Below are 15,250 nucleotides of genomic sequence, written 5' to 3'. Positions count from 1 at the left end.
TATTTTTTCTTACTAAACTTTTTAAACCACTTAATGGTAACTACTAACGTAATTTCAATGTTGCTAATCCAATGAGCACCAAAACCACAGAAATAATCCAGAATCGAACAATGACTCTTGGCTCTGGCCAACCTTTTAATTCATAGTGATGATGAATTGGTGCCATTCTAAATATGCGTTTTGCTCTTAGCTTGTATGAGCCAACCTGTAAAATTACCGATAAGGTTTCCACAACGAAAATGCCGCCCATAATAAACAACACTAATTCCTGTTTAACTAAAACAGCGATAACACCTAAAATTGCGCCGAGTGCGAGTGAACCAACATCGCCCATAAATACCTGTGCAGGGTAAGTGTTAAACCATAAAAAGCCTAAGCCAGCACCGACAATAGAGGTACACACGATCACCAGTTCACTTACCTCTCTTATATGAGGCAAATTTAGATACGCTGAAAAGTTACTGTTACCGGTTACATAGGCAAATACTGCGAATGCACCAGCAACCAAAATTGTTGGAACAATCGCTAGTCCATCTAAACCATCGGTAAGGTTTACCGCGTTAGACGTACCGACTATAACGAAGTAGGTAAAGACAATATAAAATAAGCCCAGTTGCGGCATCACATCTTTCACAAATGGAATAAGCAGCGCCGTACCGGTTGCATCATTTGAAATTGCATATAAATAAATGGCAGTTCCTAAACCGGCAACGGTTTGCCAGAAATACTTCCAACGAGCGATTAATCCGTTCGGATCTTTACGAATTACTTTACGGTAATCATCAACAAAACCAATTAAACCAAAGCTTACAGTGACAAATAACACCACTTGCACGTAACTGTTTGAAAGGTCTGCCCACAACAAAACACTCAATAAAATAGTGCCAAGTATTAAAATTCCGCCCATGGTTGGGGTACCGGATTTAGACAGGTGACTTTCGGGACCATCGTCACGTACCGTTTGACCAATTTGCATAGTCTGTAAGTAACGAATAAGTTTTGGACCAAAATATAAGGAAGCCACCAATGCAGTTAAGGTGGCAACGATGGCTCGAAATGTAAGATAATGGAAAACATTAAAACCACTATAAAAGTCGGTTAAATATTGTCCTAGCCAAACTAGCATGATTCTTCCTCAGCATTTTTATTATTGTTATTAGGCTGTATGTTGTTAATTTTTTTATTATTAGCCTGATCTTTTCGCCATGAAGCTATATCTGCCACCACAAGTTCCATGCGAGCACTGCGCGATCCTTTTACCAACACAGTAATTGGCTGTTGTTCGTTTTCTAAGATTTCACTTAACTTCGCAACCAAACCTTCTTTCGATGAAAAATGAAAACCATCTTGTTCAAATACGCCCGATGTACTTTGACTAAGAACACCTAAAGTAAGAACATTATCAACGCTCTGCGACAACGCATGCTCACCAATTTCTTGATGATATGCTCGAGCGTCATTGCCAAGCTCAGCCATATCACCCAAAATTAAAACGCTACGACCTTGATATGACGCTAAAAGTTCAACAGCAGCTTTCGTCGATTCGACATTAGCATTGTAACTATCATCAATTAACTTAAAATTATTAGGTAAGTCGATTAAATTTAAACGACCTTTAACCGGCGCCATACCAGCTAAACCTAATTTGATATCTTCTAACGTTGCGCCAAACTCTAACGCTATCGCACTCGCTGCTACCGCATTACAAACGTTGTGACGACCAGGTACTGGTACCTGTATTTCAATATTGCCGCGATAGGTATTCAGCATAAATTGACAACAACCTTGGCCATCAATACGAATATTGCTGCTGTAACAATCCGCTTCTTTCACGCAAGAAAATTTTCTCACGTTTTTACCTTCTAAACGCCACTGCCATTTATGGGTGTAAGGTGTATCTTGGTTATATAGCGCAACGCCGTCTTCACCAAGACCTTCAAATATTTCACCTTTGGCACGAGCCACACCACATAAATCACCAAAACCTTCTAGGTGCGCAGCAGCAATATTATTTATCACCGCGATATCTGGTTTAGTTAACCCTGTGGTATAGGCGATTTCTCCGATATGATTTGCACCTAATTCGATTACCGCGTATTCGTGCTCTTGCTCTAAACGTAGCAATGTTAACGGCACACCTATCTCATTATTAAAGTTGCCTTTTGTCGCTAGCACTTTACCAAGGCGTGACATAATCGCACTTACCATTTCTTTAACCGTTGTTTTACCGCTTGAGCCGGTAATTGCAACGGTTTTCGGATTCACACGTTGCTTTACGATTGCAGCCATTTGTCCCATAGCTTTGTAACAGTCATTAACCACAAGTTGTGGGATATTTACATCTTGCTTAGTTTCAACTAACGCACCGATGCACCCTAATTGTTGTGCCTGAGCGGCGAATTTATGACCATCAAAGTTGGGCCCTTTTAGCGCAACAAAAAAATCGCCTTTTTGTAGCTGTCTTGAATCAGAGCAAACCGAATTAATGACTACGTCATCACCGATTAGTTTGGCGTTTAAATCATTTGCTAATTCGCTTAAACGTAATGGGATCATTAGTTCAACCCTCGTTGGTAAAATTGACTTACAACTTCACGTTCATAATAAGGCAGCGTTTGCTCACCAATAATTAAGTAATCCTCATGGCCCTTACCAGCAAGTAGCACCATGTCATCTTTTTTCGCCTGTTGTAATGCACTGATAACTGCCTGTTGGCGATCAATGATCACTTTAACTTTTTGCTTAGCCAAAATTCCGTTATTAATATCGGCTGTTATTGATTCTGGATTTTCGCTTCTAGGGTTATCATTGGTAAGCACAATATGATCGGCAAAACATTCAGCAATTTTTCCCATCATAGGACGTTTACCTTTATCGCGATCACCGCCACAACCAAATACTACCCATAACTCGCCATCGCAATGTTCTTTACTCGCTAGTAGCGCTTGCTCAAGTCCATCGGGTGTATGAGCATAATCGACAACGGCTGTTGGTTTATCCGGTGCAGTAAATGCTTCCATACGACCATCAACGGCGGTTAACTGCTGACAGTTCTGGGCAATTTCTGCTAACTCATAACCTTGGTTTAACAGCACTGCAATGGCCGCCAGTAAGTTAGCAACATTAAAGCGTCCTAATAGGCGGCTAGTCACCGTTACCTCACCCCAACTCGATTTCAAATCAAAAGTCACCCCGCGAGAATGACACTTAATATTACCGGCGCTGAGGTACTTGCTGTTGCTCCGTATCATTTGCGCTTCACTAATCTTCGATGAAATTGAATATAATATTCTCGGATTAGCAGGGTTAAGCTGCTGATCCCATCGTTGACCATATTCATCATCAACATTAAGCACCCAAACTTGTTCTTCACTACCACTAAACAGTTTTTGCTTGGCTAAACCGTAACTCTCCATATCGCCGTGATAATCAAGATGGTCTCGACTTAAATTAGTAAATACCGCAACATCAATAATGTCACTGTCGACGCGATTCTGACTTAATGCATGAGATGAAACTTCCATCGCGACTGTTGATATATTTTCAGATTTAAACTGGGCTAATAACTGCTGCAGCTGAGCGGGCCCTGGCGTAGTATTATCTATCTTCTGAAGTGACGATAACTTTCCCGCGCCGTTGGTACCAATAATCGCAGCATTACTGTTAAAAGTTTCTAATAATTGTGCGATTAACTGACTACAACTGGTTTTACCATTTGTTCCAGTAACGCCGATAACAGCCATTGATTTATAAGGCTCACCATAATAGTAAGCACTTACCTTTGACAATAATTCATCTAATTGGTAGAAATAAATTACCATCGCCGTATTATCTTGTTCGCTAACGTATTTAATATCGCCATGTTGCGACTTCTCATTACACTGCGCGATTACCGCAACTGCGCCTTGCGCAATAGCTTTGTTAATAAATTTTGTGCCTTGCAAATAGGTACCATCAACCGCTGCAAAAATATCACCTTTATCGATGGTTCGAGAATCATTGACCAAATTTTTGGTGGCAATTTCAGGCAGCTCAATATCAAATTTAGCTAGCGTAGACTTTAACGAGAAAGCAAAATTATTCGCCATTGCGTTCTCCTTGGTTAAATGCTGTTGACCAACGACTTATTTGTGACGCATCATCAGGAGCAACATTCAAATATTGCAATGAACCAGCCATGACTCTTGAAAATACAGGCGCAGCAACTTCACCGCCATGGTATAAATCGCCGCCTGGTTCATTTATCACAACAACAATTGCCAATTTGGGATCTGATACTGGTGCGACACCGGCAAACAAACCAACATAATCATTACCGTAGCCGCCTCCAGCTGAAGTTTTGATTGCAGTTCCAGTCTTGCCCGCAACACGATAACCTTCCACTTTTGCACGGTGACCGCCACCCTCAGCAACCACCATTTCTAACATTTCCAAAACTGCATCAGCGTTAGCTTTATCCAGTACTCTTTCGCCTTCAGTAAACTTAGGATCTTTAAGTACACTTAATGTTTTTTTATAACCACCATTACCAATGGCTGCGTAAAAGCGAGCCAACTGTAGTGGGCTAATAGCTAAACCATAGCCATAAGATAAACTTGCTAATTCATGTTTCGACCAGCGACTGCGCCCCGATAACATTCCAGCCGACTCACCGACTAAACCAGTACCAGTATCTTCAGAAAATCCCATCTCAAAAAACTTACCTACAAAAATATCTTTGGGGATATCCAATGCAAGTTTTGTTGTGCCCATATTTGACGATTTTTTTAATATTTCAGTTAGAGACAATTTACCGTAATTACTGGGATCTGAAACACGACGTCCACCAAGACGCATTGCGCCAGGAGAGGTATTAATTATGGTATTAAACTCGGCATTACCAAATTCTAAAGCCGCTAAAACTGTTAATGGTTTCATGGTCGAACCCGGTTCAAAAACATCGGTAATTGCACGATTTCTAAAACGATGTATCGCCGTATTCTTACGATTATTTGGATTAAACGATGGCCCATTAACCATTGCTAAAATTTCACCAGTCTTCACATCAACCACTACAACTGAGCCGGAAGTTGCATTAAACGATTTTATCGCATCTTTTAATTCGCGATATGCTAGTGCTTGAATTCGCTGATCAATTGACAACTCAATATCATTTGGTTTGGTAACTTCTGTTTTTTCCAATATTTCAATACGGTTACCTTTGGCATCTTGTACAAAGGTAACTTTGCCGTTTTCACCAGTTAAATGTCCATCATAGACACGTTCAATGCCTTCAATGCCCTTGTCATCAACATTAGTAAAACCAATGACATGAGCACTAATCTCTCCGGCTGGATAGAAGCGCTTCGCTTCTTTGCGCGCACCTATGCCAGGGATCTTTAAATTACGAACGTAGTTTCCGGTCGCCGGTGACATATGTTTAGCAAGTTTCACAAATCGTCTAGATGCATTAGTAGTTACGCGTTTTTTAAGCGCTTTCACATCAATGTTAAGTATTTGTGCAAGTGCTTCCCAACGTTCATCCATTCTAGGCTCTAAACCACCTTTTTTGATGATTTCTACCGGATCCGCAAAAATCGTTCGAACTGGGACCGAGACCGCTAATTCAATACCGTTACGATCTAAAATAGCACCTCGATGACTGCCTTTAGGTACCGTGCGAATTGAACGCATATTCCCTTGTTCTTGCAACATGCCAGGCTCTATCACTTGAATATAAGCTGCGCGAGAAACTAACATAATAAAGATGGCAGCGATCAAACCCAAGACAACATAAAATCGCCAAGCAATGGTTGCTGGCTTTAAGTTGTCTTGATTCTTTCTTAGTTTGTTTGCCGTCATTGGATCTTTATTATTATTTCATTTTTCGGTTTCGGCCGGTGCATTTCTAATGCATCTTTGGCCACTTGCTCTATTTCACTATGTTCAGATAACGAGTTTTGCTCTAATAACAAGTTTCGTAACTCAATATCTAATTCATCTCGCTCAGTTAATAACCTTTCTAAGTGACTAGTAGATTGTCGATTAAGGTGACTAAAATAAATCACCGAAAACGCTGAACACACCACCATAACCACTAACACATATACGCCCGCGAAGCGTTTTATGTCTTGCCATATTTCCTGAGTGAGTACCCACGAACCGCGCCACATATTTAATCCTTGGCTAGTCGTTGGGCAACTCTTAAAACTGAACTACGTGAACGAACATTTTCATCTACTTCAGTTTTACTTGGTTTTAATTTTTTTCCGACCAACTCCAGTTTTTTACCTTTTTGTATTTCACTTTCAAGAATTGGCATACCACGTGGCACCTTTTTACCGGTGCTGTGTTTCTTCATAAATTGTTTTACTAAGCGATCTTCAAGAGAGTGAAAACTAATCACCACCAAACGCCCACCTTCTGCTAATACATCAAGCGATGCTGCCAATGCATTCTCAATCTGTTCAAGTTCAGAATTGATATACATACGGATCGCTTGAAAACTTCTCGTCGCAGGGTGTTTTTTAATTTCTTTTTGTGGCGCAGCGGTTTTTATTATTTTCGCTAATTGCCCTGTCGTGGTTAGCTCTTCTTCTTCACGAGCATCGACAATGGCATTAGCAATTCGCCATGCGTGCTTTTCTTCACCAAAGGTACGCAATACCCAGGTAATATCTTCAACATCCGCTTTCATTAACCATTCACTCGCTGTTTGACCACGAGTGGTATCCATACGCATATCTAACGGACCATCTTTCATAAATGAAAAGCCACGATTAGCATCGTCAAGTTGCGGTGATGAAACGCCAAGATCAAGTAAAATTCCGTCAATTTTGTCGGTTACGTCTAGATCATTAGCAATATCAGCCAGATGTGAAAAGCCATTATGAACAATGGAAAAGCGAGGGTCGTCAGCAAATCTTAGCGCAGACTCTATTGCTGACGGGTCCCTATCAATCGCGATTAAACGCCCATTTTCACCTAGGGTGTTTAATATCAAACTCGAATGCCCGCCTCGACCGAAAGTACAATCGATGTATGTACCGTCCGGCTTTATATCTAGGCCATCAACGGCTTCTTGTAATAGTACCGAGATGTGTGAAAACTGTTCAGACATAATTAAAGTGAAAAATCTTGTAGTCGTTCAGGTAATTCAAAATCATCAGCCTGAATCAATGCAATACCATCTTGCATTTGTTTTGACCAAGCTTGTTCATTCCAAATTTCAAATTTATTAAATTGCCCAATTAGCATAATGTTCTTATCTAAATTGGCATGTTGACGCAGTACGCCGTTCAATAATAAACGACCACTTTTGTCGAGATCACACTCTGTCGCATTACCTAATAACACTTGTTGCAAAGTACGCTCTGCAGCGTTCATGCTAGATAATCGACTCAGTTTTAATTCTATTTCTTCCCATTCGGGTAATGGATAAAGCAGTAAACAAGGATTTTGAATATCAACAGTGCAAATCATTTTACCTTCGTAATCAGCAAACAAAGCCTCACGATACTTGGTTGGTATCGTGATACGATTCTTGCTGTCTAAGGTAATATTGCTTGCGCCTCTAAACATATTCTTGTTTTTATATGAGTCTTTTAATGCTGTTTATTTTTTAAACGATCCATAAAAGATCCACTTTTCTCCACTTTTTCCCACTTCTGTACAGTTTAGTGACAATTGTCAATGATTGTCAAGTAATCTTGATGCATTAAATTGATGCTTTAACGCCATAAAAAATAAGGCATGGCGCTAAGTTGTTATATATGTGGAACTTTGTGGATCGATAGTGGTATTTTAACCCTGAAATTAAACGAAAATATATCGCAATTAAGTAACAAAGCTGAGCAATTGTGATGAAAATGGGTTTTAGGTATTTTACTCGCAGGTAGATTTGTCAATAAAATATTGGCGATTTCAAAACGTGAAATAATATTTTGACTCTGATTTTAATTTTACCTGACAGCGTAACTTGTCGCGAATACTTTTACTCTTTATTACACCTTGGACTAACGACTATACTTATGTAATATCAAGCTAGCGATACTAGACTAGTATGACTAAACTAATGTTTTTGTGCTTTTGATACTCTTACTTTAAGACGTAAACTTTAAAGCAGATGGCTAATTCAAAGCAATCAATCGTGCTCCTCACCTGTATAGGAAATAAAATGACCGCAAGAACCAAACTGCAAAGTTGGCAACACCTAACAAATCATGCTGACAAAATGAAAGATGAACATATGAATGATCTTTTTGCAGCGGATGAACAACGTTTTAATCGGTTTTCACTGAAAGTGTCGGGTTTTCTTTTCGATTATTCGAAAAATTTAATTACCGCTGAAACTATGCAATCTCTATTTACACTGGCGCGAGATTGTCATCTCGAAGAATGGCGCGAAAAGATGTTTACAGGTGAACGTATCAATCAAACTGAAGATCGCGCAGTATTACACGTCGCTTTGCGAGATCGCAGCAAGTCACCATTAATAGTCGATGGCGAAAACTTAACGGAAATGGTCAACTCAGCGCTAGAACAAATAAACGCCTTTACTCAACGGGTCAGAACTGGCGAATGGTTAGGTTATAGCGGAAAACGAATTAGCGATGTGGTTAACATAGGTGTTGGTGGCTCAAACTTAGGCCCTCAAATGGTAACCGAGGCACTAAAGCATTACAGTGATAATTGTGTAAATGTTCATTATGTTTCTAATGTCGATGGCACCCAAATTGCCGATGTTTTGCGCCCACTTGATCCTGAAAAAACGTTATTCATTATTTCGAGTAAAACATTTACCACCACCGAAACTATGACAAATGCTCAAACGGCAATGAAATGGTTAGTCGCTTCAGCATTCGATGAAAATGCAATCGCTAAACACTTTGTCGCAGTATCTGCCAACAAGGAAAACGCAACTAAGTTCGGCATTAAAGAAGAAAACATCTTTGATATGTGGGACTGGGTTGGTGGTCGGTTCTCATTATGGTCAGCTATTGGTTTACCGATCGCGCTAGATTTAGGGTTTGATAAATTTATTGAATTATTAGAGGGCGCACACGAAATAGACCAACATTTTTACAACAGTCCATTAGAGCAAAATATGCCAGTGATTATGGCGTTATTAAGTTTATGGAATTGTACATTTTTGGGTTCCCAATCTCAGGCAATATTACCTTATGATCAGCCTCTACATATGCTTAGTGCCTATCTGCAACAGGCAGAAATGGAAAGTAATGGTAAATCTGTAAATTGGTTTGGCGAAACAGTAGATTACCCTACAGTACCTTCAATATGGGGTGAAATTGGCATTAATGGTCAGCATGCGTTTTACCAATATTTGCACCAAAGTAATAATGTTGTTCCTGCTGATTTTATCGGTTCAGTTGAATCGACAACGCCAGTACAAGGACACCATGACACGTTAATGGCGAATTTCTTTGCTCAAACAGAGGCTTTAATGGGTGGCGTAAATGAAACTCAAGTTAGAGAAGATTTAAAGGCGAAAGGACGAACTCAAGAGTATATTGATAATGTAGCGCCTCACAAAGTACATAAAGGTAATCGACCAACCAATACTATTTTAATGAATCGCATTGAGCCAAGATCACTGGGCGGCCTTATCGCTCTTTATGAACACAAAATATTTACTCAAGGGGTTCTGTTGCAAATATGTTCATTCGATCAATGGGGCGTTGAGCTAGGTAAAGGCTTAGCCAATAGAATTCAGCAAGAATTAACTCAGGATGATGTATCAAACCCTCACGATAATTCAACATCAGAATTAATTAAACATTATAAGCACATCAAAGCCAATTCTTAATAAATCTAAAAGTCCAAAAAATTGATATTAAATACATTATTATCACAGTTTTAGTATCAATTTTTTGAGAACTACTGCTATTATTAATTTTCTGATTATTATCAATAAATTTACTTATGCATAACCAGCTACTTATTGCCACAGTCATCTTAATGATGTTTCTACTTGCCGTAGTGATTAGAAAGTTCAGGGCTTCGGTTCAAAGAGACGTTACCACTATACTACAAAGCCGCGAATCAAAGCGTATGATTTTCGGTGCTCTTGCGATATTTCTAATTATCATTTCTATTATTATTTCCTATGGTTTGCGATTTATTAAAAATGAAATGACACTGCAATCCGTTGATTCCTTAGCAGTTGTTGTTGAAACCACCGAATCGTCATTGATTTCTTGGTTTGATGGTCGCAAGACTGTATTAAACCTTTTTACCAATGACAGCAGAACCAAAGCCTTATCTGAAAAATTAATTAGCCAAAAATTTAAAGAGGATGAACAAAATCAGGTATTAGCCGACCTGCGTTCTGTCTACGAAGAATTACCGATAGATTACAAAAATTTGGGTTTTTTCATTATCGGCAAAGACGGTAACAACTATGCCTCTCGACGAAACGAAAATATGGGCAAACTTAATATCATTGCCCAACAAAGTCCTGAACTATTAGAGCGAGTTTTTGCCGGAGAAACCATACTCATTCCACCAATGCGCAGCGATGTATCTTTGCACAACATACAAAAAGGCTTAGGGGCACATAACACCACAATGTTTATTGCTGGTCCTGTTTTTAACGCAAACAATCAAATAATTGCAGCAGCTACATTACGTATCGATCCATTTAAAGAGCTATTTAAAATTGCCTATAGTGCGCGAGTTGGACGCTCTGGAGAAACCTATTTCGTTAATAAAGATGGACTACTCATTTCAGCAAGTCGGTTTGAATCACAGTTAGTCGATATTGGCTTGTTAGAGGATGGTCAACCAAGCATTTTAACCATCAAAGTTGCCGATCCTGGCCATCATTTATCAAACGATGCTCCATTTAAAGGTGACAAAAATGAATTACCTTTGACCTATAGTGCTCAACAAGTTATTGCCAAGAATAACGGTAATGATATGGCAAGTTACTCAGATTATCGAGGGCATCAAGTGTTCGGAGCTTGGCTGTGGGTAGATGAGCTTGGTTTAGGTATTATTTCCGAAATGGATGTGTCTGAAGTTCAAGAGGGGTTCATCCAGTTACGTTTAATAATTGGTGCAGTAGTTGTCAGCATCATTGTGCTGTTTATTTTGATCGGCAATATCTCTATAAATATCGTCAAGCGAGTCAATAAACGTTTATTGCAAATGAATATTGATTTAGAAGATAGAGTATCTATTCGTACTAAAGAACTCACGGATAGAGAGAGTAAGCTTTGGGATTTATATGAGAACTCGCCAGTCGCTCACGCCACAATCGATTCATACACTGGCCAGTTTATCAATCACAATAATGTCTTTTCGAAATTATCTGGCTACCCAAGAGAAGACTTCAAAACTCTAACTTGGGGCGACCTCCTTCCAGATGGGAAACGGGCAAAATTCGGCAAGAACTTATATACCAATGCCTGCAACGGTATAAGCCAAAAAGATGTTAAAATTTCAGTAGTTACAAAAGATGGAGTGAAATTAAAAGTTGCAGCTTCCGCAATTCCAAATGCCACAGAGCATGAAATCCGCATATCATTGATAGATATCACCGAACGCGAACAAGCGCTAGCTAAGCTTGCAGTTAACGAACATCAATTTAGATCGATAGTTACCAATCTACAGGGGGCTATTTTCCGCTACGAGTTGTATGAAAATTGGCGAGAAAAATCGCCATTGACGTATATCACTGACAAAATTGAGGAAATCACCGGCTACCCAAGTGAAGATTTTCTTGGCGAAAACCCTATCCGAACCGTTGGTTCATTGGCGGCTGAAGAAGATTGGCCAAATGTAATGGAAAAGGTCGCTTTGGCAATAGAAGATAAGATTGCATTTGCTACACGCTTTAGATTAACACGAAAAGATGGTGAAGAACGTATTATTCAATTACGAGCTTCTTCCGTAACCGACGGACAGAGTAATAAACACTATTTCGATGGTTCGTTAGTAGATATCACTGAGCAAGAGCAGCTCAAAGTTGATCTAAAAGAAAGTGAAAATCGTTTCCGTAATATTTTAGACAGTATTGCCGATGGCGTTGTTATGATAGATCGCAAAGGCATTATCTTAGAATACAGCCCCGCTATGGAAGTAATTTTTGGCTACTCTGCCAATGAAGTAATTGGGCAAAATATTAAAATAATTCAACCTCAAGAAGTCGCTGAAAATCATGATGAAATATTAGAAAACTATAAAAACAAAAAGCAATCTACCGTAGTTGGCACAGTACGAGAGGTTAACGGTCAACGAAAAGATGGCGAGATATTCCCTATGGATTTATCGGTGCGAGAGGCGGTCATTGATAATCAGAAAGTATTTATTGGTGTTATTCGTGATATCACAGAACGTCACCAACAAGAAGCGTTACTCAAAGAAAGTGAAGAACGCTTAGAAGCTGCCACTTACGGAGCAGGACTAGGCTTATGGGAATATAATCCAACCAATATGAAAGGTAGTGTTAACTCAATTTGGGCAACTATGCTGGGTTATGATGTTACCGATATTCTTATGGAAGACCGTAGTTGGGCTCCAATGCGTGATGGTTTTGACACTTGGGATAAATTAATCCATCCGGATGATAAAGAACGCACAACCACAGCGATGATGTCATACATTGCCGGAGAAGCTAAAGAATTTAGAGAAGAAATTCGATTAAAGTGTAAAGACGGCAGTTATAAATGGATTTTAGATATCGGTCGTATTACCGCATACAATAAAGATGGTGTACCGACGCGTATCGCCGGTGTGAATATCGATATTACGCAAATTAAAAAGCTCGAACAAGACTATACAACAGCCAAACAAAACGCCGAAGATGCCAACCGAGCAAAATCAGATTTTCTTGCTAATATGTCCCATGAAATTCGCACGCCGATGAATGCCATCATTGGTATGTCACATTTAGCCTTAGATACAGATCTTAATAATCGACAAAGAAATTATATAGACAAAGTTCATCGCAGCGCAGAATCATTGCTTGGTATCATTAACGATATTCTAGATTTTTCTAAGATTGAAGCAGGTAAACTCGATGTTGAAGAAATTGATTTTAATCTAGGTGATGTACTGGATAACTTAACTGATTTTGTCAGCATCAAAGCCGAAGAAAAACATTTAGAATTACTATTTGATATCGATAGCGAATTACCAATGGAGCTAGTCGGCGACCCACTCAGATTAACCCAAGTATTACTAAACCTGTCTAATAACGCGGTAAAATTTACCAGTGAAGGTGAAGTTGTTCTAAATATTTCTAGCACCTTCATGAATGATAAGTATGTGGAACTTAAATTCACCATTCAAGATACTGGTATTGGCATGACAAAGGAACAACAAAACAAGTTGTTTCAGCCATTTACTCAAGCGGACGCCTCTACCACACGTAAGCATGGTGGCACAGGTTTAGGGCTTGCGATATCTAAACAATTAGTGAAATTGATGGGTGGTGAAATCAGTGTTGAAAGTGAAATGGGTGAAGGTAGCCAGTTCTCATTTGCGATCAATTTCCAACGTCAAAAAATTAGTTCTCCGAAAATATTAACGCCAGCTAAAGAAGTAAAACGAGTGCTCGTGGTTGATGATAATGCTCATGCAAGAGAAATTTTTGACAAAATGCTGCAATCATTAGGGTATGACGTTCAATTAGCAAATAGTGCTGCAGAAGGCATTGAGTTGTTACGCGACAATGATCGCTACAAACCATTTCAATTGGTATTAATGGATTGGCAAATGCCGACCATGAACGGCATTTCAGCAATTGATGTGATTCAAAACAAACTAAAATTGAAGAATAAACCACTGATATTTATGGTCACTGCATTTGGTCGAGAAGAATTGAAAATGCAACTTAACGATCTACATATAGAAACGATTCTGACAAAACCAATAACCGCGTCGACGTTAAACGACGCAATCATGAATGCAATTGGTGAAACCTTCACAAGTGACGATGAAGCCTCATCACGTCGTGATAAATCCAAAGATGCTATCGCCGAGTTACTTGGCGCTAACATTCTCGCGGTAGAAGATAATGAAGTAAATCAGGAGTTAATCGTTGGCTTACTAGAAAATCATAACATTATTTGCAGTATCGCTAATAACGGCCAAGAAGCAATCGATATGATACTTGCTGCCAACTATGATGGCATTCTAATGGACTGCCAAATGCCTGTTATGGATGGTTATACAGCGACCAGAAAAATACGCGAAATGAAGCAATATGCAGAATTACCTATAATCGCGATGACAGCAAATGCGATGGCTGGTGACAGGGAAAAAGCAATCGAGTCAGGTATGAATGACCATATACCTAAACCTATTAACGTCACTGCGATGTTCCAAACCATGGCAAAATGGATAAAGCCTAAAAACAAGCCGATAGAATCGATTGCTAAAGACGACAAAAAAACAACAGACCACCTGCCTGACTCATTCGAAAATATAGACATTGACGACGGTTTAAATCGTACCATGGGCGATAAGGTACTTTACCAAAAACTATTATTAAAATTTGTTGATGGTCAGAGTGATTTTTATACAAAATTCGCTGCAGCTATCGATAGCGAAGATATTGAACTCGCAACTCGCCTAGCTCACACTTTGAAAGGGTTGGCGGGTAATATTGGTGCAAAATCTCTATATCAAGCGGCAGACTTATTAGAAGGCACGGCTAAAGCTAACCAAATACAAGCACGTTGTGTAGATGAGGTAGAAAAAGAACTTGCTGCAGTTATTGATGAAATTACCGAGGTACTTGCTAAAGACAATGAAGAACGTGGGCAAAGCAATAACAACCATACTTTTAGTAAAGAGCAACAACAGGCAATAGTGAAGACTCTTATCACCATGTTAGATGACTTTGATACTGAAACCAGTGACTATATTGAGCAAAACGAAGCCTGTTTACGAAGCTTAGATAGCAATGGTTGGTATAGAGCACTGCAACTTGCTGTTGAAGGTTATGATTACGAAAAAGCTAAAGAGTTAGTCAAACAACAGGCTCAATCTATTTTATCTTAACCCGGTGTAAATACGTATTCTTATGATTTATATAAGTGCTTCATGCCAATAGTTCGCATTAGCCGTTCACATAAGTAGTTCACATAAGTAGTTTAAATTGAGTATTCCCAGCATCCGCTGAGAATACTCTTTTTTTATCCGTATTGCTGCCACGTACGCGACAATTAAAAATAAATACACCAAAGTCGAATAGTCAATTGAATGGCAATGGCTTTTAATGTTAGTTTGATGTTTTAGTCAC

9 protein-coding genes are annotated in these 15,250 nt (G+C 39.2%); 2 read left to right on the top strand and 7 right to left on the bottom strand.

Features of this window, described 5'->3' with window-relative positions; all coding sequences use genetic code 11:
- Nucleotides 1-43 precede the first annotated feature (43 nt).
- Genes mraY through mraZ form a run of 7 tightly spaced genes read right to left on the bottom strand, consistent with a single transcriptional unit; the run spans nucleotide 44 to nucleotide 7,560 of the window.
- Complete coding sequence (gene mraY, locus LT090_RS02725; RefSeq protein ID WP_068544870.1) at nucleotides 44-1,126, bottom strand: phospho-N-acetylmuramoyl-pentapeptide-transferase; 1,083 nt, start codon at nucleotides 1,124-1,126, stop codon at nucleotides 44-46.
- A complete protein-coding gene (locus LT090_RS02720; RefSeq protein WP_068544873.1) occupies nucleotides 1,120-2,556 on the bottom strand; it encodes a UDP-N-acetylmuramoyl-tripeptide--D-alanyl-D-alanine ligase in 1,437 nt (478 codons plus the stop codon). The genes mraY and LT090_RS02720 overlap by 7 nt, the downstream gene beginning before the upstream one ends.
- The gene (gene murE / locus LT090_RS02715; protein WP_068544875.1) at nucleotides 2,556-4,088 is read right to left on the bottom strand and encodes a UDP-N-acetylmuramoyl-L-alanyl-D-glutamate--2,6-diaminopimelate ligase; all 1,533 of its coding nucleotides are present in this window, start codon (nucleotides 4,086-4,088) and stop codon (nucleotides 2,556-2,558) included. The genes LT090_RS02720 and murE overlap by 1 nt, the downstream gene beginning before the upstream one ends.
- Nucleotides 4,078-5,841, bottom strand: a complete 1,764-nt coding sequence (locus LT090_RS02710) for a peptidoglycan D,D-transpeptidase FtsI family protein (RefSeq protein ID WP_068544878.1) — start codon at nucleotides 5,839-5,841, stop codon at nucleotides 4,078-4,080. Before LT090_RS02710 ends, murE begins: the two co-directional genes overlap by 11 nt.
- Entirely contained in the window at nucleotides 5,838-6,152 is a 315-nt protein-coding gene (gene ftsL / locus LT090_RS02705) for a cell division protein FtsL (RefSeq protein ID WP_068544880.1), read from the bottom strand. Before ftsL ends, LT090_RS02710 begins: the two co-directional genes overlap by 4 nt.
- A gap of 2 nt (nucleotides 6,153-6,154) precedes the next feature.
- On the bottom strand, nucleotides 6,155-7,099 hold the full coding sequence (gene rsmH / locus LT090_RS02700) for a 16S rRNA (cytosine(1402)-N(4))-methyltransferase RsmH (RefSeq protein ID WP_068544882.1): 945 nt from the start codon (nucleotides 7,097-7,099) through the stop codon (nucleotides 6,155-6,157).
- Nucleotides 7,100-7,101: 2 nt separating this feature from the next.
- Nucleotides 7,102-7,560: a division/cell wall cluster transcriptional repressor MraZ gene (mraZ, locus tag LT090_RS02695; RefSeq protein ID WP_068544884.1), complete on the bottom strand. Its 459-nt coding sequence runs from the start codon at nucleotides 7,558-7,560 to the stop codon at nucleotides 7,102-7,104.
- Between the two features lie 595 nt (nucleotides 7,561-8,155).
- Between mraZ and pgi the strand changes: the two genes are divergently transcribed.
- Together pgi and LT090_RS02685 are read left to right on the top strand one after the other, a co-directional pair.
- Entirely contained in the window at nucleotides 8,156-9,805 is a 1,650-nt protein-coding gene (pgi, locus tag LT090_RS02690) for a glucose-6-phosphate isomerase (protein ID WP_068544886.1), read from the top strand.
- 116 nt (nucleotides 9,806-9,921) lie between these two features.
- Nucleotides 9,922-15,009: a PAS domain S-box protein gene (locus tag LT090_RS02685; protein WP_083318480.1), complete on the top strand. Its 5,088-nt coding sequence runs from the start codon at nucleotides 9,922-9,924 to the stop codon at nucleotides 15,007-15,009.
- The last annotated feature ends 241 nt before the right edge of the window (nucleotides 15,010-15,250 follow it).

Source organism: Thalassotalea crassostreae, from assembly GCF_001831495.1.
Classification (GTDB): Bacteria; Pseudomonadota; Gammaproteobacteria; order Enterobacterales; family Alteromonadaceae; genus Thalassotalea_A; species Thalassotalea_A crassostreae.
This window is presented reverse-complemented; position numbering and strand designations above follow the sequence as displayed.

Excerpts from the sequence above, each read along its gene's own strand:
- mraY (WP_068544870.1), bottom strand. The coding sequence starts at position 1,126 with ATGCTAGTTTGGCTAGGACAATATTTAACCGACTTTTATAGTGGTTTT.
- LT090_RS02720 (WP_068544873.1), bottom strand. The coding sequence starts at position 2,556 with ATGATCCCATTACGTTTAAGCGAATTAGCAAATGATTTAAACGCCAAA.
- murE (WP_068544875.1), bottom strand. The coding sequence starts at position 4,088 with ATGGCGAATAATTTTGCTTTCTCGTTAAAGTCTACGCTAGCTAAATTT.
- LT090_RS02710 (WP_068544878.1), bottom strand. The coding sequence starts at position 5,841 with ATGACGGCAAACAAACTAAGAAAGAATCAAGACAACTTAAAGCCAGCA.
- ftsL (WP_068544880.1), bottom strand. The coding sequence starts at position 6,152 with ATGTGGCGCGGTTCGTGGGTACTCACTCAGGAAATATGGCAAGACATA.
- rsmH (WP_068544882.1), bottom strand. The coding sequence starts at position 7,099 with ATGTCTGAACAGTTTTCACACATCTCGGTACTATTACAAGAAGCCGTT.
- mraZ (WP_068544884.1), bottom strand. The coding sequence starts at position 7,560 with ATGTTTAGAGGCGCAAGCAATATTACCTTAGACAGCAAGAATCGTATC.
- pgi (WP_068544886.1), top strand. The coding sequence starts at position 8,156 with ATGACCGCAAGAACCAAACTGCAAAGTTGGCAACACCTAACAAATCAT.
- LT090_RS02685 (WP_083318480.1), top strand. The coding sequence starts at position 9,922 with ATGCATAACCAGCTACTTATTGCCACAGTCATCTTAATGATGTTTCTA.